Origin of the sequence: Nonomuraea wenchangensis (assembly GCF_900111685.1) — a bacterium.
Lineage (GTDB): Bacteria > Actinomycetota > Actinomycetes > Streptosporangiales > Streptosporangiaceae > Nonomuraea > Nonomuraea wenchangensis.
Genome location: NZ_FOHX01000001.1, coordinates 322,951 through 348,526 on the forward strand (window position 1 = coordinate 322,951; position 25,576 = coordinate 348,526).

18 protein-coding genes and 1 tRNA gene are annotated in these 25,576 nt (G+C 69.9%); 10 read left to right on the forward strand and 9 right to left on the reverse strand.

Annotation, left to right across the window (positions count from 1 at the left end; translation table 11 throughout):
- Positions 1-134: 134 nt before the first annotated feature.
- Together BMW85_RS01600 and polA are read right to left on the reverse strand one after the other, a co-directional pair.
- Complete coding sequence (locus tag BMW85_RS01600) at positions 135-1,244, reverse strand: polysaccharide deacetylase family protein (protein WP_091075894.1); 1,110 nt, start codon at positions 1,242-1,244, stop codon at positions 135-137.
- 156 nt (positions 1,245-1,400) lie between these two features.
- On the reverse strand, positions 1,401-4,091 hold the full coding sequence (polA, locus tag BMW85_RS01605; RefSeq protein ID WP_091075896.1) for a DNA polymerase I: 2,691 nt from the start codon (positions 4,089-4,091) through the stop codon (positions 1,401-1,403).
- Positions 4,092-4,195: 104 nt separating this feature from the next.
- Here polA and BMW85_RS01610 point away from each other — a divergent pair, with 104 nt between their 5' ends.
- From BMW85_RS01610 to BMW85_RS01635, 6 genes are all read left to right on the forward strand, one after another.
- Positions 4,196-4,567, forward strand: coding sequence for a PaaI family thioesterase (locus tag BMW85_RS01610; protein ID WP_091077106.1), 372 nt, complete (start codon positions 4,196-4,198; stop codon positions 4,565-4,567).
- Positions 4,568-4,984: 417 nt separating this feature from the next.
- Positions 4,985-6,274: a branched-chain amino acid ABC transporter permease gene (locus BMW85_RS01615; RefSeq protein ID WP_245774550.1), complete on the forward strand. Its 1,290-nt coding sequence runs from the start codon at positions 4,985-4,987 to the stop codon at positions 6,272-6,274.
- A gap of 12 nt (positions 6,275-6,286) precedes the next feature.
- On the forward strand, positions 6,287-7,273 hold the full coding sequence (locus tag BMW85_RS01620; RefSeq protein ID WP_091075899.1) for a branched-chain amino acid ABC transporter permease: 987 nt from the start codon (positions 6,287-6,289) through the stop codon (positions 7,271-7,273).
- Positions 7,263-8,249, forward strand: a complete 987-nt coding sequence (locus tag BMW85_RS01625; RefSeq protein WP_091075901.1) for an ABC transporter ATP-binding protein — start codon at positions 7,263-7,265, stop codon at positions 8,247-8,249. The genes BMW85_RS01620 and BMW85_RS01625 overlap by 11 nt, the downstream gene beginning before the upstream one ends.
- Positions 8,246-9,040 (forward strand): ABC transporter ATP-binding protein, encoded by a 795-nt coding sequence (locus BMW85_RS01630; protein WP_091075904.1) that lies wholly within the window; start codon positions 8,246-8,248, stop codon positions 9,038-9,040. Before BMW85_RS01625 ends, BMW85_RS01630 begins: the two co-directional genes overlap by 4 nt.
- Before the next feature lie 88 nt (positions 9,041-9,128).
- Entirely contained in the window at positions 9,129-9,503 is a 375-nt protein-coding gene (locus tag BMW85_RS01635; protein WP_091075907.1) for a hypothetical protein, read from the forward strand.
- A 76-nt stretch (positions 9,504-9,579) separates the two neighbouring features.
- Here the strand turns inward: BMW85_RS01635 and BMW85_RS01640 are convergent, their stop codons facing one another.
- Positions 9,580-10,887 (reverse strand): ABC transporter substrate-binding protein, encoded by a 1,308-nt coding sequence (locus BMW85_RS01640; RefSeq protein ID WP_091075909.1) that lies wholly within the window; start codon positions 10,885-10,887, stop codon positions 9,580-9,582.
- Between the two features lie 187 nt (positions 10,888-11,074).
- On the opposite strand from BMW85_RS01640, the gene BMW85_RS01645 reads away from it, so the two are divergent.
- Complete coding sequence (locus BMW85_RS01645) at positions 11,075-11,914, forward strand: putative periplasmic lipoprotein (RefSeq protein ID WP_143082063.1); 840 nt, start codon at positions 11,075-11,077, stop codon at positions 11,912-11,914.
- Positions 11,915-11,917: 3 nt separating this feature from the next.
- Here the strand turns inward: BMW85_RS01645 and BMW85_RS01650 are convergent, their stop codons facing one another.
- Positions 11,918-13,222, reverse strand: a complete 1,305-nt coding sequence (locus BMW85_RS01650; RefSeq protein WP_091075914.1) for an ABC transporter substrate-binding protein — start codon at positions 13,220-13,222, stop codon at positions 11,918-11,920.
- Positions 13,223-13,499: 277 nt separating this feature from the next.
- Positions 13,500-14,084, reverse strand: a complete 585-nt coding sequence (locus BMW85_RS01655; protein WP_177240451.1) for an ANTAR domain-containing response regulator — start codon at positions 14,082-14,084, stop codon at positions 13,500-13,502.
- Between the two features lie 111 nt (positions 14,085-14,195).
- Between BMW85_RS01655 and BMW85_RS01660 the strand changes: the two genes are divergently transcribed.
- From BMW85_RS01660 to dapD, 3 genes are all read left to right on the forward strand, one after another.
- A tRNA-Leu gene (locus BMW85_RS01660) sits at positions 14,196-14,278 on the forward strand.
- A gap of 125 nt (positions 14,279-14,403) precedes the next feature.
- On the forward strand, positions 14,404-14,826 hold the full coding sequence (locus BMW85_RS01665; RefSeq protein ID WP_091077111.1) for a pyridoxamine 5'-phosphate oxidase family protein: 423 nt from the start codon (positions 14,404-14,406) through the stop codon (positions 14,824-14,826).
- Between the two features lie 43 nt (positions 14,827-14,869).
- On the forward strand, positions 14,870-15,838 hold the full coding sequence (gene dapD, locus BMW85_RS01670; protein ID WP_091075918.1) for a 2,3,4,5-tetrahydropyridine-2,6-dicarboxylate N-succinyltransferase: 969 nt from the start codon (positions 14,870-14,872) through the stop codon (positions 15,836-15,838).
- A gap of 57 nt (positions 15,839-15,895) precedes the next feature.
- Here dapD and pyk read toward each other — a convergent pair whose 3' ends face one another.
- The 4 genes from pyk to gltB all read right to left on the reverse strand — a co-directional run bounded on the left by pyk (position 15,896) and on the right by gltB (position 25,381).
- Positions 15,896-17,326 carry a pyruvate kinase gene (gene pyk, locus BMW85_RS01675; RefSeq protein ID WP_091075921.1) on the reverse strand — a complete coding sequence of 477 codons (1,431 nt, stop codon included), beginning with the start codon at positions 17,324-17,326 and terminating at the stop codon, positions 15,896-15,898.
- A 226-nt stretch (positions 17,327-17,552) separates the two neighbouring features.
- The gene (locus BMW85_RS01680) at positions 17,553-19,241 is read right to left on the reverse strand and encodes a S8 family peptidase (RefSeq protein WP_245774551.1); all 1,689 of its coding nucleotides are present in this window, start codon (positions 19,239-19,241) and stop codon (positions 17,553-17,555) included.
- A gap of 138 nt (positions 19,242-19,379) precedes the next feature.
- Entirely contained in the window at positions 19,380-20,861 is a 1,482-nt protein-coding gene (locus BMW85_RS01685; RefSeq protein ID WP_091075926.1) for a glutamate synthase subunit beta, read from the reverse strand.
- Positions 20,862-20,875: 14 nt separating this feature from the next.
- Positions 20,876-25,381: a glutamate synthase large subunit gene (gltB, locus tag BMW85_RS01690; RefSeq protein ID WP_091077113.1), complete on the reverse strand. Its 4,506-nt coding sequence runs from the start codon at positions 25,379-25,381 to the stop codon at positions 20,876-20,878.
- Positions 25,382-25,576 lie beyond the last annotated feature (195 nt).

Below are 25,576 nucleotides of genomic sequence, written 5' to 3' on the forward strand. Positions count from 1 at the left end.
TCTTCCGCATCAAGCCGAGGAATTACGACATCGACGTGACCGAGCGCGAGCCCGCTCCGTCTGAGGCGCGCGCGAGCCCACAGCGCAGCGATCAGCATATGAGACCAAGGCCACGGGGTCAATCCAGGGCGAGGTCAGTACACGACGACCTGGAGCCCTCGCTTGGGGATGATATTACCCCTCGCCGCCCTGGGGATGGAGATCCGCTCCGGGTCCCCGTCGGAGACGTAGCGCTTGCCGGGATGCTTGCCCAGCCACTCCAGCCAGTACTGGGAGCACCATTTGCGGCACTCGCCCTTTTTGCCGTTGCTCTGGATCCGCTGGATCGCACCCCGGTCGAAATTTTTCGCGTAGGGCGAAACCGAAGGCTCGGCCCCGGCGAGGAACACGCCGGCGAAATCATAACGGTGCCCGTCCCATGATCCGGTCCTGGCGACCTTCTTGCCGTGCGGCATCGACCCGTACGGCAACGCCATGGTCCGGGACGGCGGCGCGCCGAGCTTCTTCAGCATCCGCTCGATCTTGCCGATCTGCTCGCGGACCTTGCGCTTGCGCAGCGCCCGCAGGTTGGGGTGGCTCCAGGTGTGGTTGGCCACCTCGTAGCCGCGCTCGGTCAGCCAGCGCAGGGCGTCCGCCTGCGCGGCCTGGTCGCGCAGGCCGAACGGCTCGTGGTTGACCCAGAACGTGGCGGTCGGCCGGAACGACGGGTAACGGGCGGCCACCTCCTGGATGATCGCCACCGCCGTGCCGGGAGCGGGGTTGCCGCTCGCGTCCAGCGCGAAGTGGCTCGAATGCCCGTCGTCGAAGGTGAGCACGACCGGGTAGTGGCCCGCGGGCACGTGGATGTCCCCGGTGGCGAACTCGGCCGCGGTGATCGGCACGTAGCCCTCGCGGGCCAGCCGTTCCAGCTCCTTCCTGAGCTGGTCGGGGGTGCGGTCGATGGAGGCGAGCCGCTTGCGCAGGATGCGGTGGTACATGAGGACCGGCACCAGCCCCGCCTCGTTGGCGCGCACCTGCCGGGCGAACTCGGGCGTGGACACCACACCGGGCGGCTGCCCGGGCGGGGTCGCCGGAGTCTCGGCCGGCGCCGTGGACGGCGGGCTCTCCTCGACCTTCCCGGCGGAGGCCGGGCCGGCGTGCGGGAGCCCCTGCGCCGGCATGAGACTGAGCCCGATGACCGCCACGGTGACCACGACGACGTTCGCGAGGCCGATGATCTTCGTGGAGGACGCTGGTAACCGCACAGAACTCCCGTGCCGCTAGGGGAAGCCGACACTCCACCCTAGTCCAGATCTGTACGGAAACCGGGGACCCCGGGCGACATGCCCCCCTCCCAGGCCCCCGACCAGCGCCCCGCCAGGGTCACTGCCGGACGTGGCGCCGCCGGGGGCCCGGGAGGGTCAGTGGCCGGCGTCCTCCCAGGTGCGGCCGACGCCCACCGAGACCTCCAGCGGCACCCGCAGGTGGTAGGCGGCGTTCATCTGGTCGCACACGAGCTGCCGGAGCGCCTCCAGCTCGCCCGGCGCCACCTCGAACACGAGCTCGTCGTGGACCTGCAGCAACATCCGCGAGGCCAGCCCCTCCTCCCGGATGGCCTGGTGCACGTGGAGCATGGCGACCTTGATGATGTCGGCCGCCGAGCCCTGGATCGGCGCGTTGAGCGCCATCCGCTCGGCCATCTCGCGCCGCTGCCGGTTGTCGCTGGTGAGGTCGGGGAGGTAGCGGCGGCGGCCCATGATCGTCTCGGTGTAGCCGTCGGCGCGCGCCTGGGCCACGATGGCCTGCAGGAAGTCGCGCACGCCGCCGAACTCCTGGAAGTATTCCTCCTTCAGCGCCCGCGCCTCGGCCACCGGGATGTTGAGCTGCCCGGACAGCCCGAAGTCGGACAATCCGTAGGCGAGGCCGTAGTTCATGGCCTTGATGCGCGCCCGCAGCTCGCCGTCGATCTGCTCGGGCGGCAGGTCGAAGACCCGGGCCGCGGTGGCCTTGTGGAAGTCGTGACCGGACTCGAACGCGGCGATCAGCGACTCGTCGCCCGACAGGTGGGCCATGATGCGCAGCTCGATCTGGCTGTAGTCGGCCGTGAGCAGCGTCTCGTAGCCCTCGCCGACGGTGAAGCCCTGCCGGATGCGCCGACCCTCGGCGGTGCGGATCGGGATGTTCTGGAGGTTGGGCTTCTCGGAGGAGAGCCGGCCGGTCGCGGCGATGATCTGGTTGAACGTCGTGTGGATGCGCCCGTCGTCGGCGATCTCCTTGATCAGCCCCTCGACCGTGGTGCGCAGCTTCTGCTGGTCGCGGTGGCGCAGCATGATCGTCGGCAGCTCGTGCTCGGTCTGCGTGGCGAGCCAGGCGAGCTGGTCGGCGTCGGTGCTGTAGCCGGTCTTGATCTTCTTCGTCTTGGGCAGGTTGAGCCGGACGAACAGGATCTCCTGGAGCTGCTTGGGCGAGCCCAGGTTGAACTGCTCGCCCACGGAGCGGTGCGCCTCCTCCACGGCGTGCTTGACGGCCGAGCCGAACTCGGCCTCCAGCCCGGTGAAGTAGGCGCTGTCGACCGCGATGCCTGCGCGCTCCATCTCGGCCAGCACGGTGAGCAGCGGCAGCTCGACGTCGTCGAGGAGCTGGGTGCCGCCGCGCCCGGTCAGGAAACGCTCCAGCGCCTCGGCGAGCTCGCGCACGACGTGGGCGCGCAGCGCGAGGTCCTTGGCGGGGGCGTCCTCGTCGTCACCGAAGAGCGCGGCCTGCCCGTCGGACTCCGCCTCGGCGCGCAGGTCGCGGTTGAGGTAGCGGCGGGCGAGGTCCTCCAGGGCGAAGGTGCGCTGGCCGGGCATCGCGAGGTAGGCGGCCAGCGCGGTGTCGCAGCTCAGGCCGCGCAGGTCCATGCCCTGCGCCCACAGGGCCAGCAGCGGGCCCTTGGCGTCGTGGACGGCCTTGGGCCGCCCCTCGTCGGCCAGCCAGGCCCGCAGGGCCGCCTCGTCGGCCTCGGTGAGCTTGACCGGGTCGATGTGGGCGGCCGTGCCGTCGGGCGAGGCCACGGCGATGGCGTCGATGCGGCCGGTGCCGCTGCCGTAGGCGCCCTTGAAGGCGAGCCCGGCCCGGCCCTCCGGCATGGCGGCCAGCCAGCCGGCCACCCGGTCGGGGCCGAGGATCACGGTCTCGACCTCGAAGCCCTGGTCGGGCTCCTGCTCGCCGGTGCCGAGCACCTTGAACACCCGCTCGCGCAGCTCGCCGCGGATCTGCAGGGTGTCGAAGAGCTTGTTGACCTCCTCGCGCTCCCACGCGCCCTGCTTGAGCTCGCCGAGCTCGGCCTCGACCGGGACGTCGCGCAGCAGCTGGGTGAGCCGGCGGTTCATCAGCACCTGGGCGACGTGGTCGCGCAGCTTGTCGCCGACCTTGCCCTTGACCTCGTCGACCCGGTCGACGAGCGCGGTCAGCGTGCCGAACTCGCGCACCCACTTGGCCGCGGTCTTCTCGCCCACGCCGGGGATGCTCAGGAGGTTGTCGCTGGGGTCGCCGCGCAGCGCCGCGAAGTCGGGGTATTGGGCCGGGGTGAGGCCGTATTTCTCCTCGACGGCCTCGGGCGTGAACCGGGTCATGTCGCTGATGCCGCGCCGGGTCATCAGGACGGTGACGTGCTCGTTGACGAGCTGCAGCGCGTCGCGGTCGCCGGTGACGATGAGGACGCTCAGCCCCTCCTCGGCCGCGCGGGTGGCGAGCGTGGCGATGATGTCGTCGGCCTCGAAGCCCGCCTTGGACAGGCGCGGGATGCGCAGCGTGTCGAGCAGCTCGAAGATGAGCTGCATCTGGCCGCGGAAGTCCTCCGGCGTCTCGCTCCTGTTGGCCTTGTAGTCGGCGTATTCCTCGTGCCGGAACGTGGGCTCGGACCGGTCGAAGGCCACGGCGACGTGGCTCGGCTGCTCGTCGCGCAGGACGTTGGTCAGCATCGAGGTGAACCCGTAGACCGCCTCGGTGTGCTGACCGTCGGAGGTCATGAGGTTGGCGTCCTTGAGCGCGTAGAAGGCGCGATAAGCCAGGGAATGCCCGTCAAGCAGCAGCAGGCACGGACGGCTGGGGGTCACTTCACTCTTCGGCACGTACGCAGCCTAGTCTGCCCCTGCGACAGAAAACCTGAGCTCGGAAGAGTGGAGGCGTCCCCTTGACGCAGACCAACCCGCTTGATCTCCCGCTGCTGAGCGGCATGCACGACGGGACGCTGGCGAGCCGCATGGGCATCGAGTTCCTTGAGGCGGGCCCGGACCGGGTGGTGGGCCGGATGCCGGTGGAGGGCAACACGCAGCCGTACGGGCTGCTGCACGGCGGCGCCTCCGTGGTGCTGGCCGAGACCCTCGGCTCCGTGGCCGCGGCGATCCACGCCGGGCCGGAGCGCATCGCGGTGGGCGTCGAGATCAACGCCACGCACCACCGTTCGGCCCGCTCGGGGCACGTCACGGGCGTGGCGACGCGGTTGCACGCGGGGCGGACGCTGGCGACGTACGACATCGAGATCACCGACGAGGAGGGCCGGCGGGTGTGCACCTCCCGCCTCACCTGCATGCTGCGCGACCGTTGAGGCTTTTGCCGTAAATTTGCGCAGCGGTCACTTCGCCCGATTCTTTGCGCATCGCCCCCGCGGGTCGCTACGGTGGTCCGAACGCGAGCCCGCGGGGAGGCCCGGTAGATAACGTGTACGGCCGGCGATGCCCTGCACGGCCCCAAAGGCCGCCCCCGCGGGCTCGTCCATACTTACCGCGATTTCGTTATCGTTCCGTTCCTTCCGGCCGCCAGGTGTCTTCCCCTATTTAGCCCCTGACCTGCCAACTTGATTCCTCACATGAGTGACACCGTGTTGTCACTAATTGGTGACGAACGATACTGAAACGGGCGTCACGGCAATAGGCTCCCGCCATTGCATCCCAGTTGTGCCTGCGATGCAGCGTGTCGAGATGGAGGGGCACCACCCCGCCTTGACCTACTTGAGGGAGCACCATTGCGCAGAGCCGTGATCGCGTTCACGGCCTTCCTGGGTGGACTCATCTTCCTGCTGGCCGGACCCGCGCACGCGGGCCCCGCCGACTGCCAGGGGCTGAAGGGAACACTCAAACTTCAAGGCCAGCCAGTGAACGGCGCCAAAATCTCGGTGACCACCGAGGGCGGTCAACCCGTCCAGGAGGTCACCTCGAACGCCCAAGGCATTTGGGACGTCCAGGTCGACAAACCGGGCAAGTACAAGGTCACCCTGGACCCCGGCTCGCTTCCTCAGAACTCCCAGGTCCGCGGCGGCAACAACGTCCGCACGCCGACCGTGTACGAGGGCAACTGCTCCACCGTGCTGTTCGCGCTGGAGGCCAAGGGCGCCGCCGCCGGCGCCGACCAGGAGGCCACCGGCGAGAGCTCCTTCTGGGCCCAGGCCGCGCAGCTCGCGTTCGAGGGACTCAACCTCGGTCTCATCATCGCCCTGGGCGCGCTCGGCCTCTCCCTCATCTACGGGACGACCGGCCTGACCAACTTCGCCCACGGTGAGCTGGTCACCCTAGGCGCGGTCCTGGCGTACGCGTTCAACGTCGGGTTCAGCATCCAGCTCATCCCGGCGGCGATCCTGGCCGTCGTGGTGGCGGGCGCCCTGGGCTACGGACAGGACCGCTTCTTCTGGGGACAGCTCCGCAAACGCGGCACCGGCACCATCGCCATGATGATCATCTCGATCGGTGTCGCGATCCTGCTGCGCAACCTCATCCAGTTCTTCTTCGGGCCGCAGACGGAGACCTTCACCGACTACAACACCCAGGCCGGTCTCCAGCTCGGCCCCATCAGCGCCGCCCCCAAGAACCTGTGGGCCATGGGCATCGAGCTCGCGGTGCTCGTCGTCGTGGGCCTGGCCCTGATGAAGACCCGCACCGGCAAGGCCGCCCGCGCCGTGTCCGACAACCCGGCGCTCGCCGCCTCCTCGGGCATCAACGTCGACCGCGTGATCCGCATCATCTGGACCGGCGGCGGCGCCATCGCCGCGCTGGCCGGCGTCATGCTCGGCCTGTCGCAGTCGCTGAAGTTCACCATGGGCCAGGACATCCTGCTCCTCATCTTCGCCGGCGTCACGCTCGGCGGGCTCGGCACCGCCTTCGGCGCGCTGGTCGGCTCGATCGTGGTCGGTGTGTTCATCCAGGTGTCCACGCTGTGGGTGCCGCCGGAGCTGAAGTCCGTCGGCGCGCTGGTGGTGCTCATCGTCGTGCTTCTCTTCCGGCCGCAGGGCATCCTCGGCCGACGCGAGCGGATCGGGTGACGGGGGTAAGACATGGACTGGCTCACGATTTTCACCACCACCGTCCACGCCGCCATCGGCTGGGAGACCGTCGTCTACGGTCTGGCCGCGATCGGCGTCAACATCCACTTCGGCTACACCGGCCTGCTCAACTTCGGCCAGGCGGCGTTCATGGCCGTGGCCGGCTACGGCCTGGCCGTCACCGTCACCGTGCTCAACCTGCCCTTCTGGGTCGGCATCTTCGTCGGCCTCGGAGCCGCGGTGCTCCTGGCGCTCCTCATGGGCATCCCGACCCTGCAGCTGCGCGCCGACTACCTGGCGATCGTCACCATCGCCGCGGCCGAGATCATCCGGCTGATCTTCAGGTCGGTGCAGTTCAAGGGGGTCTTCGGCGGCTCGGACGGCAGGCGCGGCTTCAACGGCGACTTCTACGCCATGAACCCCTACCCCGAGGGCCGCTACGGCATCGGCCCGATCGTCTTCGACGAGCGCACGCTGTGGCTGCTGACGGTCGGCTGGATCGTCGTGCTGCTCGCCTGCGGCCTGGTCTACCTGCTCATGAAGAGCCCGTGGGGCCGCGTGCTCAAGGCCATCCGCGAGGACGAGGACGCCGTGCGCGCGCTCGGCAAGAACGTCTTCGCGTACAAGATGCAGTCGCTGGTGCTCGGCGGCGTCGTCGGTTGCTTCGGCGGCTTCTTCTACGGCCTCTACAACGGCGCCGTTCAGCCCGACGTCTTCGGCACCGAGATGACGTTCTTCGCCTACACGATCGTCATCCTCGGCGGCGCCGCCCGCGTCTTCGGCCCGGTCGTCGGCGCGATGATCTTCTGGGTGCTGTTCGTCTTCATCGGCAACCTGCTCGCCGAGCTGGTCGCCAACGGCTACATCCCGTTCATGACCAGCATCCAGGTAGGCCCCATCCGCTATGCCCTGGTCGGTCTTGGATTCATCCTGTTGCTGATCGTCCGGCCGCAGGGCATCTTCGGTGACAAGAGGGAGATCGCCATCGATGCGCGATGACACGATGGATGAGACGACCGGCGAGTCGAGTGACGAGTCGAAGGACGCCGCGGTGACCGCCACCCGCAAGGCCGCGGCCCTGGAGGCGTTCAAGGACATGGCCCGCGAGCCGGGCGTGGCCAAGCCCGACCCCATCCTCGTCGTGGACAAGGTCGTGCGCCGCTTCGGCGGCCTCACCGCGGTCGACGTCGAGCACGTGGAGGTCCAGCGCGGCGCCATCACCGCGCTGATCGGCCCCAACGGCGCGGGCAAGACCACTTTCTTCAACCAGCTCACCGGGTTCGACACCGCCGACGCCGGCACCTGGACGTTCAACGGCCGCGCGATGAGCGGCGTGCCCGCCCACAAGGTGGCCCGCGCCGGCATGGTGCGCACCTTCCAGCTCACCAAGGCGCTCTCCCGGCTGACCGTCATGGAGAACATGCGCCTCGGCGCCCAGCAGCAGAAGGGCGAGAGCTTCTGGCGGGCCCTCGTGCCCGGCTTCTGGCGCTCCCAGGAGCAGGAGATCACCGAACGGGCCGAGGAGCTGCTGGTCCGGTTCAAGCTCGACGCCAAGCGCGACGACTTCGCCGGCTCGCTCTCCGGCGGCCAGCGCAAGCTGCTGGAGATGGCGAGGGCGCTCATGGTGGGCCCCGAGCTGGTCATGCTGGACGAGCCCATGGCGGGCGTGAACCCGGCGCTGACGCAGTCGCTGCTCGGCCACGTCAAGGACCTGCGCGAGCAGGGCATGACGGTGCTGTTCGTCGAGCACGACATGGACATGGTCCGCGACATCAGCGACTGGGTGATCGTCATGGCTCAGGGCGCGGTGATCGCCGAGGGCCCGCCCTCGACGATCATGTCGGACGAGCGCGTGATCGACGCCTACCTCGGCGCGCACCACGACGCCCCGCTGTCGGACACCGAGCTCCAGGCCCAGCTCCACGATGCCGAGGCCGAGCTGGAGGCCGAGATCGAAGAGGAGACGCAGAAGTGAACGCCGTCCCGGAGCCGGCCGAGTCCAAGGCGGCGATCACCGACCGCGCCGCGCACCTGGAGGGCGCCGAGAACGCCCTCCTGCGCTGCGACGAGCTGATCGCCGGCTACCTGCCGGGCGTCAACATCCTCAACGGCGCCGACCTCTACGTGGCCGAGGGCGAGCTCATCGGCATCATCGGCCCCAACGGCGCCGGCAAGTCGACGCTGCTCAAGGCCATGTTCGGGCTGGTCAACATCCGCAGCGGCACGGTGCTGCTGAAGGGCGAGAACATCACGAACATGAAGGCGCACGCGCTGGTCTCGCGCGGCGTCGGCTACGTCCCGCAGACCAACAACGTCTTCCCCAGCCTCACCATCGAGGAGAACCTGGAGATGGGCGCCTTCCAGGTGCCGGGGAAGTTCAAGGAGCGCTTCGAGTTCGTGGCCGAGCTGTTCCCCGCGCTGAAGGAGCGGCGCAAGCAGCGCGCCGGCTCGCTGTCCGGCGGTGAGCGGCAGATGGTGGCGATGGCGCGGGCCCTGATGACCGAGCCGTCGGTGCTGCTGCTGGACGAGCCGTCGGCCGGTCTGTCGCCCAAGCTGCAGGACCTGGTCTTCATCCAGGCCCAGCAGATCAACAAGGCCGGCGTCACCGTCATCATGGTCGAGCAGAACGCCCGCCGCTGCCTGCAGATCTGCCACCGCGGCTACGTCCTGGACCAGGGCCGCAACGCCTACAGCGGCACTGGCAGGGAGCTCGCGAACGACCCGAAGGTGATCGAGCTGTACCTCGGCACGCTCGCCAAGGCGTAATTCGTCCCGGAACGGCTGGGGGGCTCCCGCGGAGCCCCCCAGCCGTTTTTTAATGAGCGGTGTGAAACGCTTAGCGACAGTCGCGCTCATGCTGCCCGTCCTGCTCCTGGGCTGCCAGGACGACGCCTCCTCGGCGCCGAGATACAGCACCGGCGGCGACCCCACCGACAGCCCCTGTGCCCGGGTGGTCTCCGCCATCGGGTACGTCGACCTGCTGCTGGAGCCGAAGGGCCAGGAGGACCGGCAGCGCTTCGAGGACGCCGTGATCGGCCGCCTGGCCGAGGCCCGCGGCATCACCCTGCAGTTCGGCGCCCGGCTGCCCGCCTCGCTCAAGGGCGACGTGGCGGCCCTGGAGTCGGCCACCGCCGGGCTCGCCAGGAACGACGTGCCCCGGGAGCGGCAGGTGACGCTGCTGAGGCAGTACCGGACGGCGGCCGACCGGATCGTCGCCGGCTGCCGGTGACGCCCGCTGAGGGCGTCTCCGGGGACGCGGAAGGGCCCGGCCGTGGCGGCCGGGCCCTTCGTCTCAGCGCTGGTGATCAGCCGGCGATGTTGCCGGTGCGGTACTCGATCGCCTTGCTGCCGTACTTGTTGTCGTCGCCGTACTCGTAGATGCCGATCGTGGCGACGGCCGGGTCACCGGCGTCGTTGAACTCGACCGGGCCGCTGACGCCGTCGTAGTCGATGTCCTTGCCGGCCTTGAGCAGGTCGACGCACTCCTTGAAGCTCTTGCACTTCTCGCCGCCCTTGCTGACCTCGGCCAGCTTGGCGGCGATGTCCGCGCCCGCGTCGCTCTTGGCGGCCTCGGCGGCCAGCGCGATCAGGTTCGCCGCGTCGTAGGACTCGGGGGCGTAGCTGAAGTCCTCGAGCTCCTTGTCGACCTCGAGCAGCTTCTTCTGGAACTCCTCCGGAGCGGCCGCGCCGGGGATGGTGCCCTTGACACCCTTGAGGGTGCCCTTGGGCATCTTCAGGTAGTTGGTGTTCGAGGTGTTGCCGTCCACCATGTACCACTTGTGCTTGCTGGCCGGCAGGCCCTGCTTGACGAGCTCCTGGATGACCTTGGAGGTCTCCTCGAAGCCGATCAGGACGATCGCCTTGGGGCTCTTGGACTTGATCTTGGTGACCTCGGCCGAGAAGTCGGCGGCCTTGGGGTCGTAGTCCACCCGCTCGACCACTTCGGCGCCGCCGTCGGTGACGGTCTTCTGGACCTGGTCGGCCAGACCCGTGCCGTAGGAGTCCTGCATGGCGAAGATGGCGACCGTGTCGCTGCCGTCGGCCACGATCAGGTCACCGAGCACGCGGCCCTGGAGCTTGTCCGGGGGCGCGGTGCGGAAGTACAGGCCCTGGTCGTTGAGCGTGGTGAACTTGTCGGAGGTGTTGGCGGGCGAGAACTGCACCACGCCGGCACCCGTGATCTTGTCGACCACCGACTCCGACACCGAGGACGACGCGGCGCCGATGATGGCGTCGGCCTTCTGCGCCAGCAGCTTGTCCACCGACTGCGAGGCGATGTTGGTCGTCGTGTCGCCAGAGTCGGTGTCGATCTTGGCGACCGGCTTGCCCAGCACGCCGCCTGCCTCGTTGATCTCCTTGATGGCGAGATCGACGCCCGCGAACTCGGGCGGGCCGAGGAACGCGAGGTTCCCGGTCTGGGGCAGCAGGGTCCCGATCGTCAGCGTGCCGTCGCCCTTCGTCGCGGCGGGGGCCGATGACGAGGCTGCGGGAGCGGCCGAAGACGGTGAGGTCTCCGAGGCGGTGTCGCCGCCGCCACCGCCGCAGGCTGTCAGGGTCAGGCTGGTGGCAGCCAGGACAGCCAGCGCCCGCCCCACGGGAGCAATGCGGATCATGAAGTGTCTCCTTCATTTCCAGGCCGGGATTCGTCAGCAGGCCGAGCGTTCCCGATCGAATGTTGGAAACGTACAAAACCGCTGCATGCCGGAACCAGATGCGCTCAACAACTGTCGGCACTTGGATGCGGAGTCGTAATCAGTCCTCAACTTACGGAGCTGGTCAGGCGTGCTTAAGGTGCGGCAGGTGAAGCGCATTACGCTGTCCCTCGCTCTGGCGGCCTCCCTCACCGCCTGCGGCTCCCCGGCGCGACCAGACACCACGCCTCCTCCGGGGGTGTCGGTGTCGCTGGCCCAGTGGCGCTCCGACGAGCCCGCGCACCGGCTGCAGATCGCCGTCCGTAACACCACGGACACGCCCGTCCACTTCGCCGACGTGCAGCTCGTCACGCCGTCGTTCAGGACGCTGGCGCCGGCCAGGGCCGACACCACGCTCGGCCGTACGGACCGGACGGACCTGCCCGCCCCGTACGGCGCCGCCAACTGCTCGCCCCAGGGGCTCCCCCAGGTGCGGCCGGCGACCGTCGTGGCGCGGCTCAGCGCCGGCGGCGGCCCGCTGCGCACGGTCGTCTTCCCGCTGCCGCACCCGGACCCGCTGCTGGCCAGGCTGCTGCGCGACGAGTGCTCGGAGTTCCTGATCAAGCAGGTCGCGGAGCTCGCGTTCGGCCCGGAGTGGACGGAGTCGGACGGGACCATGCGCGGCAGCATCGTGGTCACGCGGCGCGGCGCGGGGAAGGTGACACTGACCGACATGGGCGGCACGACCCACTACATCGTCACACCGGAGCACCGGCCGCTGGGAACGCTGGAGCCTGGCGCGTCACGGCTGGAGGTGCGCGTGGCCCTCTCGCCGGGCCGCTGCGACCCGCACGCCTTCGCCGAGGCCAAGAAGGCGTTCCTGTTCCCCGTGCGGGCCTCGCTGGACGGTGACGAGGCCCGCGTGATCATCGTGGTGCCGCCCGAGCCGCTGCAGGAGCGTCTCACGCGGTGGGCGCGCGAGACGTGCGGCCTGGGCGGCGGCTCGTAGCCGTCAGCCGGCGATGTTGCCGGTGCGGTACTCCTCGGCCTTGCCCGGGTACTTGTTGTCGTCGCCGTACTGGTAGACGCCGATGGTGGCCACGGCCGGGTCGCCGTTGTCGTCGAACTCGATCGGGCCGCTGAGGCCCTCGTAGTCGATGTCCTTGCCGGCCTTCAGCAGGTCGGCGCACTCCTTGAAGCTCTTGCACTTCTCGCCGCCCTTGCTGACCTCGGCCAGCTTGGCGGCGATGGAGCGGCCGCTGTCGTCCTGGGCGGCCTCGGCGGCCAGGGCGATGAGGACGGCGGCGTCGTACGACTCCGCGGCGTAGGTGTAGTCCTCAAGCTCCTTGTCGACCGTGAGGAGCCGCTCGCGGAACGCGTCGGGGGCCTCGGCGCCGGGGATGGTGCCCTTGACGCCCTTGAGGGTGCCCTTGGGCATCTTCAGGTAGTTGGTGTTCGACATGTTGCCGTCCACCATGTACCACTTCACCTTGTCCGCCGTCAGGCCCTGCTTGACGAGCTCCTGGATGACCTTGGAGGTCTCCTCGAAGCCGATCAGCACGACGGCCTTGGGGTTCTTGGCCTTGATCTTGGTCACGTCGGCCGAGAACTCGGCGGCCTTCGGGTCGTAGTCCACCCGCTCGACGACCGTCGCGCCGCCCTCCTCGGCGGTCTTCGCGATCTGGTCGGCGAGGCCCGAGCCGTAGGAGTCCTGCATGGCGAGGATGCCTACGGAGTCGTTGCCGTCGGCCACGACGAGGTCGCCGAGCACGCGGCCCTGGAGCTTGTCCGGGGGCGCGGTACGGAAGTAAAGGCCCTGGTCGTTGACCGTGGTGAACTTGTCGGAGGTGTTGGCGGGCGAGAACTGCACCACGCCCGCGCCGGTGATCTTGTCGATGATCGACTCCGACACCGAGGACGACGCGGCGCCGATGATGGCGTCGGCCTTCTGGCCCAGCAGCTTGTCCACCGACTGCGAGGCGATGTTCGTGGTGGTGTCGCCGGAGTCGGTGTGGATCGCCTTCACCGGCTTGCCGAGCACGCCACCGGCCTCGTTGATCTCCTTGACGGCCAGGTCCACCGCGGCGAACTCGGGCGGGCCGAGGAAGGCGAGCGAACCGGTCTGCGGCAGCACGGTGCCGAGCGTCAGCGTGCCGTCGCCCTGGGTGGCGGCCGGCGCCGAGGAGGCCGGCGCGGCCGAGGACGCGGTCTGCTGCGGCGCGGCGGTGTCGTCGCCACTGCCGCCGCAGGCCGTCAGGGCCAGGCTCGCCGCGGCGGCGACGGCGAGGACGCGACCTGCTGGAGCAATGCGGATCATGTAAAAGGTACTCCCTGTAGGCGCCCGGCGGGGATGCTCCCCCGTTGACGTTTTGCAAGCTCAGCATGCCCGGATTGGGCGCTTCGCGCAGTTTTCACGCGGCTTTTATGCAGAGTTGTGATGTCCGAAACGTCGGCGTAACGAGAATCGGCCGGCGCGGCCGCGCGTCAGGCGTCCGCGGCGCCGCCCTCCGCGCTCCATGCGGAAGGCAGGGACGGCCGGAAATGGGAAGTCCCTTTTCGACTGCTGTCAGGTGTGACTCGCGCGCTCCCGCGGCTCAGCGCTTGTCGGCGGCGTCGTCGATGACGATCTGGGCGACCTCGCGCATGCTCAGCCGCCGGTCCATGGACGCCTTCTGGATCCAGCGGAACGCCTGCGGCTCGGTCCAGCCGTGCTGCGCCATGAGCTGGCCCTTGGCCCGCTCCACCAGCTTCCTCGTCTCCAGGCGCTCGGACAGGCTGGAGACCTCGGCGCTCAGCGCCACCATCTCCTCGTGCCGGCTGACCGCCATCTCGATGGCCGGCACCAGGTCGGCCTTGGTGAAGGGCTTGACCAGATAGGCCATCGCGCCGGCGTCGCGGGCACGCTCGACCAGGTCGCGCTGGGAGAAGGCGGTCAGGATCAGGCACGGCGCGATGCGCTCGGAGACGATGCGCTCGGCCGCGGAGATGCCGTCGAGCACCGGCATCTTGACGTCGAGGATCACCAGATCGGGTTTCAGCTCGGCGGCCAGCCGGATCGCCTGCTCGCCGTCGCCGGCCTCGCCCACGACGATGTAGCCGTCCTCCTGGAGCATCTCCTTGAGGTCAAGGCGGATCAGGGCCTCGTCTTCCGCGATCACTACTCGCCGCTGCGTACTCACGAGCAGAAGAGTACCGACGTCCGGTAGATTAGATCCACGCTGGCACCCCTGCTGCTGATCAACTTGTGGCGGTAGGATGTACCGTCGATCCGGACAAGTCCGGATATTTCGGCCGGAATGATGGAATGGCAGACATGGACGCCTCAAAAGCGTCTGCTCGAAAGGGCGTGCGGGTTCGAATCCCGCTTCCGGCACCCTCCCCGGGCCAGCCCCTCACCAGGGCACCACGCCTGCCCCTGATTCCACGCCTGCCCCTGATTCGCGGCGGCGTACGGCGGGAATAGCCGTTGCACGAACGATCGGCACGGGGGTGGGCGACATGTCGTTGAGCGTGGCGGCACGGGAGGAGTTCCTGGCGGAGGCGCACATCGCGAGCCTGGCCGTCGAGGCGGGCGAGGGCCGGGGCCCGCTGACGGTGCCCGTCTGGTACGACTACGTCCCCGGCGGCGACGTCCGCTTCCTGACCGACGGCGAGTCGGTCAAGGCCAAGCTCATCGCGAAGGCGGGCCGCTTCTCCCTCCTGGTGCAGCGCGGCAGCCCCACCTACCGCTACGTCTCCGTCGAGGGCCCGATCGTGCTGTCCAGCCCGTCCACGCTGGAGGACCTGACCCGCATCTCGGCCCGCTACCTGCCGCCCGACGCCTTGACGGGCTACGTGCACGGCTCCGACCTGCACGCGCTGGTGACGTTCAGGATGCGGCCGGAGCGCTGGCTCTCGGCCGACCTGGGGGCGCTCGCCTGAGCCGGTTCCGTCCCGCGTCCTCCCCAACGGGTATTTTTGGCCCGTGACTGCTATCGATCCCACCTCGACCGGCGCCCACGGCGTCGGCCTCGCGACCATCGCCGACGACGGCACCGTACTCGACACCTGGTTCCCCTCCCCCGCGCTGGGCGAGGCGCCGTTCTCGGGCACCGAGCGGCTGTCCGACGACGAGGCCGGCGAACTTTCCTCGCTGACGGGCCCCGACCCGGCGCGCGGCGTGGAGGTGGTGGCGGTGCGCACCGGCATCCCCAAGCTCTCCGAGGCCCCGGTCGACGCCCACGACGTCTACCTGCGCCTGCACCTGCTGTCCTGCCGGCTGATCCAGCCGCACGGAGCCAACCTGGACGGCGTCTTCGGCCTGCTGGCCAACGTCGTGTGGACCAGTCACGGCCCGTGCCCGGTGCCGGACTTCGAGCAGACCAGGCTGCGGCTGCGGCTGCACGCCCGTGGCCCGGTCACGGTGTACGGGGTGGACAAGTTCCCGCGCATGGTCGACTACGTGCTGCCGTCCGGGGTGCGCGTCGCCGACGCCGACCGCGTCCGCCTCGGCGCCCATCTGGCGAGCGGCACCACGGTCATGCACGAGGGCTTCGTCAACTACAACGCCGGCACCCTGGGCTCGTCGATGGTCGAGGGCCGCATCTCGGCCGGCGTGGTCGTCGGCGACGGCTCCGACGTCGGCGGCGGCGCCTCGATCATGGGCACGCTGTCGGGCGGCGGCAAGCACGTCATCTCCGTCGGCGAGCGCTGCCTGCTGGGCGCCAACGCCGGCATCGGCATCTCGCTCGGCGACGACTGCGTGGTCGAGGCCGGCCTCTACGTCACGGCGGGCACCAAGGTCGCCCTCCCGGACGGGAAGGTCGTCAAGGCGGCCGAGCTGTCGGGCGCCGACGGCATCCTGCTGCGCCGCAACTCGCGTACGGGCGCGGTCGAGGCGGTGCCGCGCACGGGCACCGGCATCGAGCTCAACGCCGCCCTGCACGCCAACTGAGCGGCCCGGCGCCCCGGCTCCCGCTGTGAAGGGGCCGGGGCGGAGCCGTCAGGTGCGTCAGTTGGCGTGCGAGACGGCCGAGCCGATGGTGTGGACGCGCAGGGCGTTGGTGGAGCCGGGGGTGCCGGGAGGCGATCCGGCCACGATGACCACCTTGTCGCCCTTCTCCAGCCGCCCCAGCGACAGCAGCGACGCCTCGACCTGCCGCACCATGTCGTCGGTGTGGTGCACGAACGGCACCTGGAAGGTCTCCACCCCCCAGGTCAGCGAGAGCTGGCCGCGCACGTGCGGCGACGAGGTGAAGGCGAGCAGCGGGATCGGCGAGCGGTAGCGGGCCAGCCGCCGCGCCGTCTCACCGGACATGGTGAACGCCACCAGCGCCTTGGCGCCCACGATCGCGCCGACCTCGGCCGCGGCCCGCGCTATGGCACCGCCCGTGGTCTCGGGCATGCGCTCCAGTGTGTGGGTGGCGTGCAGGGACGACTTCTCGGCGGCGCAGGCGATGCGGTCCATCGTGGAGACCGACTCGATCGGGTAGTTGCCGACCGAGGTCTCGCCGGACAGCATGACCGCGTCGGCGCCGTCCATGACGGCGTAGGCGACGTCGGAGGCCTCGGCCCGGGTGGGGCGGGGCGCGTTCATCATGGAGTCGAGCATCTGCGTGGCGACGATGACCGGGCGGGCCTTCTCGCGGCACAGCTCGATGATGCGCCGCTGCACGATCGGCACCTGCTCCAGCGGCAGCTCCACGCCGAGGTCGCCGCGGGCGACCATGATGCCGTCGAACGCCTCGACGATCTCGGGCAGCCGGTCGACGGCCTGGGGCTTCTCGATCTTGGCGAGCAGCGGCAGGCGCACGGCCTCCTGCTCCATGATGTTGCGCACCACGTCGGCGTCGGACGGGCGGCGCACGAACGACAGGGCGATCATGTCGAAGCCGGTGCGCAGCGCCCAGCGCAGGTCGGATTCGTCCTTGTCGGTGAGCGCGGGCGCGCTGACGTTGACGCCGGGCAGGTTGAGGCCCTTGTTGTCGGAGATCATGCCGCCGATGACGACGCGGGTGATGATGCGGTCGCCGTCGACCCGGGTCGCCTCCAGCACGAGCCGGCCGTCGTCGACGAGGATCGTGTCACCGGGCCGCACGTCCTTCGGCAGCCCCTTGTAGCTGGTGGAGACCTGCTCGCGGTCGCCGGGGACGTCCTCGGTGGTGATGGCGAAGACGTCACCGAAGCCCAGCCGGACCGGGCCCTCCTCGAACGTGCCGACGCGGATCTTGGGACCCTGCAGGTCGGCGAGCACGCCTACGCCGCGGCCGAGGTCGGCCGCCACCCGCCTCACCCGGTCGTAGACCTCCCGGTGCAGATCGTGGTTTCCGTGGCTGAGGTTGAACCGGGCCACGTCCATCCCCGCGGTGATGAGCTCACGGAGACGCTCCTCGGAGGAGGTGGCCGGACCTAGGGTGCAGACGATTTTCGCGCGACGAGTCACGAGTCCTACCTTAATTGGTACAGACCACTTGGCAGTCACCGACGACGGAGAACGTAGCCCGCGCAGGGAAACAGCACGAGAACGGCGACCCCAGAACGCGTCAAGTTCGTGTGCCGCTCCGGTTGAACTGTGCCGCTCCGGTTGAACGACGCCTTCAACGTAGACGCCTTCAATCTAGTGGCCGAGGAGGCCCGGGGGCGACAGCCCACGCTCGCCGCGCGGCGGATCACGGCTCGAAGGTGACGGCCTTCCAGGCGTCCACCACACCGTGGCCGTAGAAGCCGTTGTCGGCCGTGTCGCCCTCGCAGACGTGCGTCTGGGTCTGGCCGAAGGTCTGGTAGACGTGCTGGCGGGGGGTCGGGCAAGGTTTGGGGTCGGCGCTCGCGTACAGCAGCTTCTCGACGGTGGCCGGGTCGAGCGTCAGGCCGCCGCCGGGCGCGGGCTTGCCGAAGCGGCTGACGAGCAGGGCGGCGACGCCGGTCGCGTGCGGGGCGGCCATCGAGGTGCCGTCGAGATACTGGTAGTAGGAGCAGGCGCCCCGGGTGCAGTCGCGTACGACGTCGGCGCCCTTGGGTGTGCCGTCGGCGGCGATGCGGCCGGCGGCGCGCAGCGCGCGCTCGGGGGCGGCGGCCAGGATGGAGCGGGTGGCCTTGGCGCCCTGCCCGTCCGTGGTGTCGCCGCCCGGCGCGGCCACGTCGGTCTGCTCGGCTCCGTAGTCGCTGTAGACGGCCTTGCGCCCGGACGGGCCGAGCGCGGAGACGGAGATGACCCCGTTGGACTCGGCGGGCACGTTGAGGCAGGTGTTGTCGACCTTGCGGGCCTTCGCGCTGCCCTCCGGGTAGCCGGGGCTCTTGTCGTCGGCCGTGGGACGTCCGAGGTCGGTGGAGCCGTTGCCGAGCGCGGAGATGATCGTGACGCCCTTCTTGCGGGCGTAGTCGATGGCGCGCTGCATGCCGGTGACGATGGCCTGCTGCTCCAGCTGCTCCTTGCGGGTGTCGGCGGGGTTGCGGGCGCAGTTGTACAGCCAGGGGTCGACGTAGTAGCTGAGGTTGGCCACGTCCACGCCGATGTCGCCGGCGTAGGCGAGCGCGTCGAGGCTCGGCTTGAGGAAGAAGAATCCGGAGTCCTGCCCGGCCCGTACGTTGACCAGCCGCACGCCGGGCGCGACGCCGGCGATGCCGATGCCGTTGATCGGGGAGGCGATGGTGCTGGCCACGTGGGTGCCGTGGCCGTCGTCGTCCTGGTCCACGGGGTCCTTGCAGCCGGCCACCTCGCAGGGGCCGTCGAGGGTCTCGCCGTTCTCGTCCTTGGGCTTGTCGGTGACGAAGTTGCGGCTGAGCTCGCGGTCGAAGTTGGGGGCGATGTCGGGGTGCTTGCCGTCGATGCCGGTGTCGATGACGGCGACGAGCACGTCCTTGCTGCCGGGGTTCTTGGCGTTGGCGCGGTCGGCGCCGATCATGCGCATGTCCCACTGGCGGCCGGCGAGCGGCTCGCCGGCCGCGCGCCCGCTCCTGAGCGCGCCCGCCTCGGGGAACGAGCGGCCGGGCGCGGCGGTGGCGTGGCCGATGCTGCGGTCCTGGGAGACGCCGACGACGGCGGCGTCGCCGCCCACGGCCTCGGCGAAGCCGTCACGGCCGCCCTTGGCCAGGATGTAGCCGAGCCGGGTGTCCTCGCTCACCTTGGTGCCGCCGGCGTGCGTGACGGCGTCCAGGGCCTGGCGCTGCCGACCTTCGGCGTAGAAGACCAGGTAGTCGGTCTGTGGGCCTCTGACCTGCGTCCGGGCGTTCTGGGAGGTCTGAGAGGTCCGGGAGCTCTGGGTGGGCTGCTGGGCCGGGGTGGCGGGGGTGCAGGCGGCGAGCCCGAGGAGGGCCAGCGCCGTCACCCCAGAGGCGACTCGCCGCGTCGTTCCCCTCATCCGCCACCGACCTCCCGAAAGGATTTGCATCTTCCCGACAGTCAACCGCCGATGCCACCAAGTAGCCAAATTTACGACTACATACGACGGAGCGGACTCCCCGGAAGGAGCCCGCTCCGCAAGACGGCGAAACCGCGGTCAGACCAGCGGACGCGCGGTCGGCAGGATCGGGTACGGCAGCGCCGTCTCCCCGCTCAGGTAGCGGTCCACGCCGGAGGCGGCGGCGCGGCCCTCGGCGATCGCCCACACGATGAGCGACTGCCCGCGGCCCATGTCACCGGCCACGAAGACGCCGTCCACCTTGGACATGTAGGTCTTGTCGCGAGCGACGTTGCCCCGCCGGTCGAAGAAGTCGTCACCGCCGGCGACCTCGGCGAGATCGGTCAGCAGCGCGCCCTTCTCCGGCCCGAGGAAGCCCATGGACAGCGTGACCAGCTCGGCCGGGATCTCCCGCTCGGTGCCGGGGATCGGCTTGAAACCGGCCTGCGGCCCCTCGACCTCGACCAGGCGCAGCGCCCGCACGTTGCCGTCGGCGTCGCCGACGAACTCCGTGGTGGAGACCGCGTACACGCGCTCCCCGCCGCGGTCGGCGAGCTCCTCGTGGGCGCTCTCCATCTTGAACAGGATCGGGAAGGTGGGCCACGGCTGGCCGGCCGGCCGCTCACGGGGCGGGACCGGCATGATCTCCAGCTGGGTGACCGACGCCGCGCCCTGCCTGATCGCGGTGCCGATGCAGTCGGCGCCGGTGTCGCCGCCGCCGATCACCACCACGTGCTTGCCCTCGGCCGAGACGGGCGAGACCGCGTAGTCGCCCTCCTGGACCTTGTTGGACAGCGGGAGGTACTCCATCGCCTGGTAGACGCCCTTGAGCTCGCGCCCGGGCACCGGCAGGTCGCGCCACTGGGTGGCGCCACCGGACAGCACGACGGCGTCGAACCGCTCGCGCAGCTCGGCCGCGGTGATGTCCACGCCGACCTCGACGCCGGTGCGGAACTCGGTGCCCTCGGCCCGCATCTGCGCCAGGCGGCGCTCGATGTGGCGCTTCTCCATCTTGAACTCGGGGATGCCGTAGCGCAGCAGGCCGCCGACACGGTCGGCGCGCTCGAACACCACCACGTCGTGCCCGGCCCGCGTGAGCTGCTGGGCGGCGGCGAGACCCGCGGGCCCGGAGCCGACGACCGCGACCCGCTTGCCGGTCCGCGCCGCCGGGGGCCGCGGGGTGACCCAGCCCTCGGCGAACGCCCGGTCGATGATCTCGACCTCGACCCGCTTGATCGCCACCGGGTCCGCGTTGATGCCGAGCACGCACGCCGCCTCGCACGGAGCCGGGCAGAGCCTGCCGGTGAACTCGGGGAAGTTGTTGGTGGCGTGCAGCCGCTCGATCGCCTCCCGCCAGTCGGTGCGGTGGACGAGGTCGTTCCACTCGGGGATGAGGTTGCCGAGCGGGCAGCCGTTGTGGCAGAACGGGATGCCGCAGTCCATGCAGCGGGACGCCTGCTTCGTCAGCTTCTCGGCGGAGAAGTCCTCGTAGACCTCGTGCCAGTCGCTGATGCGGACGTCCACCGGGCGGCGTGCCGGCAGCTCCCGGTCGTGCGTGAGGAAACCCTTCGGGTCAGCCATTCGGTACGCCTCCCTTAACCCTGAACCGCGGCGGCCATGACCGCCTCGTCGACGTTCCTGCCTTCGATGCGGGCGGCCTCGGCGGCGGCCAGCACCCGCTTGTAGTCGGTCGGCATGATCTTGCCGAACCTGCCGAGCGCCGCCTCCCAGTCGGCCAGCAGCTCCTTGGCCACCGGCGAGCCGGTCTCCGCGAAGTGCTTCTCGACGACCTCCTTGAGGAACTCGGCGTCGGCCGCGGACAGCTCCTCGACCGCGACCATCTCGCGGTTGACCCGCTCCTGCCTGAGGTCCAGCAGGTAGGCGATGCCACCGGACATGCCGGCCGCGAAGTTGCGCCCAGTGGGGCCGAGCACGACGGCCCGGCCGCCGGTCATGTACTCGCAGCCGTGGTCGCCCACGCCCTCGACGACGGCCGTCGCGCCGGAGTTGCGCACGCAGAACCGCTCGCCGACGACGCCCCGGATGAACACCTCGCCGGACGTGGCCCCGTACAGCGCCACGTTGCCGGCGATGATGTCGCCGTCCAGCGGCGCCTCCTCGTGCGGCCGGAGGGTGATCCGGCCGCCGGACAGGCCCTTGCCGAGGTAGTCGTTGGCGTCGCCGGTCAGCCGCAGCGTGATCCCGCGCGGCACGAAGGCGCCGAAGGAGTTGCCCGCCGAGCCGGTGAAGCCGATGTCGATCGTGTTGTCGGGCAGGCCCTGGCCGCCGTAGCGCTTGGTGACCTGGTAGCCGAGCATGGTGCCGACCGTGCGGTTGACGTTGCGGATCGGCAGCTCCAGCGTGACCGGGGTGCCGTGGTCCAGCGCGCCCTCCGCGAGCTGGATCAGGGTGTTGTCCAGCGCGTGCGCCAGCCCGTGGTCCTGGCCGGTGACCCGGCGCAGCGGCGTGCCCTCGGGCAGCTCCGGCCGGTGCAGGATCGGCGACAGGTCCAGGCCGCTCGCCTTCCAGTGCTCCTCGGCGGCCGTGGTGTCGAGCAGCTCGACGTGCCCGATCGCCTCGTCCAGCGAGCGGAAGCCCAGCTCGGCCAGGTATTCGCGGATCTCCTCGGCGATGAACTCGAAGAAGTTGACCACGAACTCCGGCTTGCCGGTGAAGCGCTTGCGCAGCTCCGGGTTCTGCGTGGCGACGCCCACGGGGCAGGTGTCGAGGTGGCAGACCCGCATCATGACGCAGCCGCTGACGACGAGGGGCGCGGTGGCGAAGCCGTACTCCTCGGCACCGAGCAGCGCGGCGATGACGACATCGCGGCCGGTCTTGAGCTGGCCGTCGACCTGGACCACGATGCGGTCGCGCAGGTCGTTGAGCAGCAGCGTCTGCTGGGTCTCGGCGAGGCCCAGCTCCCACGGCGCGCCGGCGTGCTTCAGCGACGTCAGCGGGGACGCGCCGGTGCCGCCGTCGTGGCCGGAGATGAGCACCACGTCGGCGTGCGCCTTGGACACGCCCGCGGCGACCGTGCCGACGCCGACCTCGGCCACCAGCTTCACGTGGACCCGCGACTCCGGGTTGGAGTTCTTCAGGTCGTGGATGAGCTGGGCGAGGTCCTCGATCGAGTAGATGTCGTGGTGCGGCGGCGGCGAGATGAGGCCGACGCCGGGCGTGGAGTGCCGGGTCTTGGCGATCCACGGGTAGACCTTGTGGCCGGGGAGCTGGCCGCCCTCGCCGGGCTTGGCGCCCTGGGCCATCTTGATCTGCAGGTCGTCGGCGTTGACCAGGTATTCGCTGGTGACGCCGAAGCGGCCGGAGGCCACCTGCTTGATCGCCGAGCGGCGGGCCGGGTCGTAGAGCCGCTCGGGGTCCTCGCCGCCCTCGCCGGTGTTGGACTTGCCGCCCAGCCGGTTCATGGCGATGGCGAGGGTCTCGTGCGCCTCCATGGAGATGGAGCCGTACGACATCGCGCCGGTGGAGAAGCGCTTGACGATCTCCGAGACCGGCTCGACCTCCTCGATCGGGATCGGCCGGCCCTCGCGCAGCTTGAACAGGCCGCGCAGCGTCATCAGCCGCTCGGCCTGGGAGTCCACGAGGTTCGTGTACTCCTTGAAGATCTCGTAGCGGCGCGTCCTGGTGGCGTGCTGCAGCTTGAAGACCGTCTCGGGGTTGAACAGGTGGGGCTCGCCCTCGCGCCGCCACTGGTATTCGCCGCCGACCTGGAGCCTGCGGTGGGCGTTCTCGGCCCGCGGGTAGGCGTGGCGGTGCCGCTGCGCGACCTCCTCGGCCAGCACGTCGAAGCCGACGCCGCCGAGGCGCGAGGTGGTGCCGGTGAAGCAGGAGTCGATGACCTCCTGGCTCAGGCCGAGCGCCTCGAAGATCTGCGCGCCGGTGTAGGAGGCCACCGTGGACACGCCCATCTTGGACATGACCTTGATGACGCCCTTGCCGTAGGCCTTGATGAGGTTGCGTACGGCCTTGTGCTTGTCGAGCGGCAGGGCGCCGGAGTCGACGAGGTCCTCGACGGTCTCGATCGCGAGGTAGGGGTTGATCGCGCCCGCGCCGTAGCCGATGAGCAGCGCCATGTGGTGGCACTCGCGGGCCTCGCCGGTCTCCACGACCAGGCCGATCTTGGTGCGGGTCTTCTCCTGGATCAGGTGGTGGTGCACCGCGCCGGTCAGCAGCAGCGACGGGATCGGGGCGAGGCTGTCGGACGAGCCGCGGTCGGTCAGCACGAGGATGCGCGCGCCGTCGGCAATCGCCCTGGACGCCTCGGCCCGGATCTCCTCCAGGCGGCGCAGCAGGGCCTGGCCGCCGCCGGCGACCTCGTACAGACCGCTGATGACGCGCGGCTGGAAGCCGGGCAGGTCGTGCTCGTCGTTGATGTGGATGATCTTGGCGAGCTCGTCGTTGTCGATCACCGGGTACGGCAGCACGAGCTGCCGGCACGAGGCCGGGCCCGGGTCGAGCAGGTTGCCCTCGGGGCCGATGGTGCTGGCCAGCGAGGTGACCAGCTCCTCGCGGATGGCGTCCAGCGGCGGGTTGGTGACCTGGGCGAACAACTGCGTGAAGTAGTCGAACAGCAGCCGCGGCTTCTCGCTCAGGACCGCCACCGGCGTGTCGGTGCCCATGGAGCCGATCGGCTCCTGGCCCGCCTTTGCCATCGGCGACAGGATGATCCGCAGCTCCTCCTCGGTGTAGCCGAAGGTCTGCTGCCGCTTGACCAGCGCCTCGTGGGTGAGGGTCTCGCGCTCGCGGGACGGCAGCTCCTCGAAGCGGACCAGGCCGGCGTGCAGCCAGTCGGCGTAGGGGAGCTCGGCGGCCAGCTCGGCCTTGATCTCGTCGTCCTCGATGATCTTGCCGCGGGCGGTGTCGATGAGGAACATCCGGCCGGGCTGCAGGCGGCCCTTGCGTACGACGTCCTCGGGCCTGATGTCGAGCACGCCGGCCTCGGAGGCCAGCACGACCAGGCCGTCCGCGGTCACCCAGAAGCGGCCGGGGCGCAGGCCGTTGCGGTCGAGCACGGCGCCGGCCAGGGTGCCGTCGGTGAAGGTGATCGAGGCGGGGCCGTCCCAGGCCTCCATCATCGAGGAGTGGAACTCGTAGAAGGCCCGGCGGGCCGGGTCCATCTCGGTGTGGTTCTCCCACGCCTCCGGGATCATCATGAGGACCGCGTGCGGCAGGGTGCGCCCGCCGAGGTGCAGCAGCTCCAGGGCCTCGTCGAAGCTGGCGGTGTCGCTGCCGTCAGGGTCGCAGATCGGGAAAAGGCGGGAGATGTCGCCCGGGATGTGCGGGGAGGCCAGCATCGCCTCGCGGGCGCGCATCCAGTTGCGGTTGCCCTTGACCGTGTTGATCTCGCCGTTGTGTGCGATGTAGCGGTAGGGGTGGGCGAGCGGCCAGCTCGGGAACGTGTTGGTGGAGAAACGCGAGTGCACCAGGGCGATCGCGCTCTCGTAGCGCTCGTCGGACAGGTCGGGGAAGAACGGCTCGACCTGGTCGGGGGTGAGCATCCCCTTGTAGACGATCGTGCGCGCCGACAGCGAGGGGAAGTAGACGTCCGCCTCGTGCTCGGCCCGCTTGCGCAGGCAGAACGCCAGCCGGTCCAGCTCCAGCCCCTCGCGGCCCTCGGGGCTCGCGACGAACAGCTGGGCGAAGTGCGGCATGACCGCGCGGGCGCTCGGGCCCGGGAGTGTGCGGTCGACCGGCGTCTCACGCCAGCCGAGGACGGTCAGGCCCTCTTCCCCCGCGATCTCCTCGATCAGCCGTACGGCGACGGCGCGGGCCTCCTCGTCGGCCGGGAGGAAGGCCATGCCGGCGGCGTACGCGCCGGCGGCGGGCAGGGTGAACGGCACCACGGCCCGGAAGAACGCATCGGGGATCTGCGTGAGGATGCCGGCGCCGTCGCCGGTGTCGGGCTCGCTACCCTTGGCCCCCCGATGGTCAAGATTGCACAGTGCCGTCAGCGCCTTGACCACGATCCCGTGCTCCCGGCGTCCCGCGACGTCGGCGACCATCGCGACACCGCAGGCGTCGTGCTCGTTGGCGGGGTGGTAGAGGCCCTGGGGCTCGGGGAACCCGAGGTGGGCAGCAGGCATGTAGTCCCTCCCGTCGTCATCGTCTGTCTGGAACTTCACTCACAGGCGGGGACGACGTTGGCCCTGCTGCATATCGTGCGTAGAGATTACCGCACCATGTCGGAATGGTGCCCGGCGCGTCCGCATTGCGAACATTCGGGCATTCCCCACATCCGAACGCAACATCCCAAAGTTCGGACATCTGCCGCAAAATTC

What these genes read in the sequence shown, in the direction of transcription:
- BMW85_RS01650 (WP_091075914.1), bottom strand. Translation starts at nt 13,222, where the DNA reads ATGATCCGCATTGCTCCAGCAGGTCGCGTCCTCGCCGTCGCCGCCGCG.
- BMW85_RS01680 (WP_245774551.1), bottom strand. Translation starts at nt 19,241, where the DNA reads ATGAGGGGAACGACGCGGCGAGTCGCCTCTGGGGTGACGGCGCTGGCC.
- BMW85_RS01685 (WP_091075926.1), bottom strand. Translation starts at nt 20,861, where the DNA reads ATGGCTGACCCGAAGGGTTTCCTCACGCACGACCGGGAGCTGCCGGCA.
- BMW85_RS01635 (WP_091075907.1), top strand. Translation starts at nt 9,129, where the DNA reads ATGCTGCCCGTCCTGCTCCTGGGCTGCCAGGACGACGCCTCCTCGGCG.
- BMW85_RS01620 (WP_091075899.1), top strand. Translation starts at nt 6,287, where the DNA reads ATGGACTGGCTCACGATTTTCACCACCACCGTCCACGCCGCCATCGGC.
- BMW85_RS01665 (WP_091077111.1), top strand. Translation starts at nt 14,404, where the DNA reads ATGTCGTTGAGCGTGGCGGCACGGGAGGAGTTCCTGGCGGAGGCGCAC.
- BMW85_RS01625 (WP_091075901.1), top strand. Translation starts at nt 7,263, where the DNA reads ATGCGCGATGACACGATGGATGAGACGACCGGCGAGTCGAGTGACGAG.
- BMW85_RS01640 (WP_091075909.1), bottom strand. Translation starts at nt 10,887, where the DNA reads ATGATCCGCATTGCTCCCGTGGGGCGGGCGCTGGCTGTCCTGGCTGCC.
- gltB (WP_091077113.1), bottom strand. Translation starts at nt 25,381, where the DNA reads ATGCCTGCTGCCCACCTCGGGTTCCCCGAGCCCCAGGGCCTCTACCAC.
- BMW85_RS01610 (WP_091077106.1), top strand. Translation starts at nt 4,196, where the DNA reads ATGCACGACGGGACGCTGGCGAGCCGCATGGGCATCGAGTTCCTTGAG.